1 pseudogene is annotated in these 2728 nt (G+C 59.5%); it reads right to left on the reverse strand.

Going from position 1 to position 2728, the window contains the following annotated elements:
* A pseudogene (locus NW819_RS08040) lies at window positions 1-2728 on the reverse strand (type II secretion system protein); the annotation flags it as partial.

The following is a 2728-nucleotide window of genomic DNA, read 5'->3' on the forward strand; positions in this document are numbered from 1 at the left end:
GGCGGAGTGCCAGGGCAACCGGCAGGCAAGGTGGCCGTTTTGGTTTGGGGAATGGTGGTGGCCACACAGATGTCGGTTTTACATGCAGGAGTCCAGTCTGTCCAGATGGGATCGCAGTTAAGGGGGGCTGCGCAGTACTGCTGGTTGGGTGCCAGAGGTTTAGTCTGATCCGGCTGGCAAGGTTGGTTGACCGGCTTCAGCGGCTTCAGGTAGCGCAGGTCGTAGTTTTCCAGCGGCTGCCCATCTCCCTGGGTTGTGAAGCGGACAAAGGCATTGCCCATGTTCTCGTAGGTTTGGATCTCCACCAGGTAGGGAGAAGGCCGAGTGTAGTCGGTAACGCACTGCAGCTCCAGCCGGAAACTCACACGGTTATCGGCGCTATCCGACCAAGCTTCGACACCAACAGCCTCATCCTCCGACAGCCCTCCTATACGAGTGCCCGCATTGCGATAGAAGCCTCTAAAAGCTGGCTCTTCCTCATCTGGGTTAGGAGTGTAGTTGGGGTTTCTGCGAATGATGAGTCGGCCCCCATCGTCGGTGTTGAGGTTGTAGGTGGCAACACCCGGCCAACGGGGATACAGCTCCCCTACCCAGCGCACTACAAAAAAGTCATTACCATAGTTGTTGCCACTTCCCCATGACTTCTCTCTGCGCCGCCAGCAGGAGCGCCAGAAGCCTATGTTGCCCCTGTCTATGTCTGGAGCATCAGCGGGAAGTTGAGGCGGATTCATATCCGGCTCACTGCATCTTGGCATCCACAAAAAGTCAGCCTTGGGAAGAGTGGGTCGATCATTCAGCTCTCTACCCCACCAGGGCCAGAGGAAGGGGGAGTTGGTGTTTATATATTCCTGGTTGGCAAACAGGTAGTAGAACCCACCCCAAACCGGCAGATTGGTACCGCTGACCCAGCGGGCAAAACTATTATTTGGATTTGGAGGATCTCCTGGACTACCTGGCTGCCAGCCGGAAACCTGGCCATCTTTATCTGTTTCCAAAGCGTCCCGAATGCAGGGCCACCACCGTGAGGCTCGCTCGTCGTATGGAGTGTTCCAATCACCTGAGGGATCGCACTTTGGTCCTCCCTGGTCTTCTTCTCTCATGAAGGATTGATTTGGAACGCCAAGCCTCCAATGCTGATCAGGATAGATTGGATCCGGCCAGCGCACTGCCCGCAGGTAGGGCAGGTTAGCATCTGGAGCCCTCAGAAGCTCAGAGACTTCAACGTCGGTGTCGGTGTCCCCAAACCCTGTGTTGCGGTTGTACTGGTTCTGCGGGCTGGTCGGGCTGGTTATCCAGCCGTTGTAGTACTCGGCCAACAGGCCACCGCCTCCTTCCATTTCAGGCGGTCGGCAAGGCTGGAGGGAAGCTATCAGCAGCCAGCGGGAGGTGTCCAGCACCGGGTTGCCCAAAGCCGAGATGCGCACTCCAAAGTCGGCATAGCCTGGATTCCTGAGATCGGGTGAGCCCCTGTCGGGTGCCCGCAGAAGTCGCACCTCCGGCACGCCACCGCCTGCTGTCCTGTCAGCGTTATTTGAGCTCGGGTCGGCACTGTCGCGGCGGGCAAAGATGGTGTCGCGGGCGAAGACCTCCGGCCAGCCTGGCTGCCGCACGTGGTTGCCCAAATTCTGCGCCCCGTTGGTGTTGTCGAAGCGGAGGACACCAGCGCCGCCTCTGTTGGGATCCGGAGCCGGCCAGTTGTTGCCTCGGATCACCAGCGCTTGGTTGAGGAAAGAAGTGTTGGCTCCTAGGTTTGGCCCGCTGCAGCCGTAGTGTTCGTTGCGGCGAGGAGCCGAGGCTCGTTGTGGGCTGCCCTGGTAGTTCCGGTCAGCCACAAAGCTGCTGCCGCCGCCGTTGAGCGTAGCATCCTGCACAAAGCCGTCGTCGATGCTGCCGTCGCAGAAATCGGCAGAGAGGATGTTCACCGAGTCGCCCAACACGTCGCTCGGCCGCCAGAGATCCTGCGCCGCCCGGGCAAAGCGCCGGTCTTCATTGGATCGCAGCCGCCCGTAGAAGTTGCTGTAGAGGCCATCTGCTCCGAAGTTAAGAAGAGTTGTGAACTCCTCCAGCCGCTGCCCGTTCCTCGTCTGGTGCAGGTTAAAGTCCCCTTGGATGTAAACGGGGTTGTCGGAAACGAAGGAGAGGCCAAAAATCGCGTCATCAGGGTTGAACCCGCCGCGGGCCAGCACCGCCCCGTTGCGCAGCCGGAAGCCGTAGGGCCGCCGATCCGGATCGGCATAGTAGTCCACCGGTTTGGGGCTGAGTCCACCCGGATTGGAAACAGGGGGATCCCAGACCGTTTGGTTGTTAGCCGTGCCGCGACCTGGCTGACCGGCGTTCATAATACCGGCGCTGCCCAAGTCACCGCGGGCATTTCCGTTGCGCCAGTTGGTTAGGTAGTTATTAAAAGCGCCCAAGGGTGGGCGGGCAATGGCATCTTCCCGCACGGCATCTTCCCGGAAGGCGTAGAAAATCCCCCCTTCTCGGTTCTCGCCAATGCCGGCAGGCAGCCAAGTGTCCCCGTTAATCAACCCCCTGGCCTGTCCGTTGACGTTGTTGGTCAGCAGGGCCAGGTCGATGTTGAGGGCCCGCACCGCCATCGCCTCGCGGCCATCGTAGAAGACGGAATCTTTGAAGGGCACGCGGTAGCACTGGTTGCCAATCCGAATGAGATCAAATTGGTTGCTATTGGGGCCAGCAGCAGTGCAATTGGCTGGGGCATGGGGCAAAG

The sequence above is a fragment of the Synechococcus sp. R8-2 genome (genome assembly GCF_047461715.1).
Lineage (GTDB): Bacteria > Cyanobacteriota > Cyanobacteriia > Thermostichales > Thermostichaceae > Thermostichus.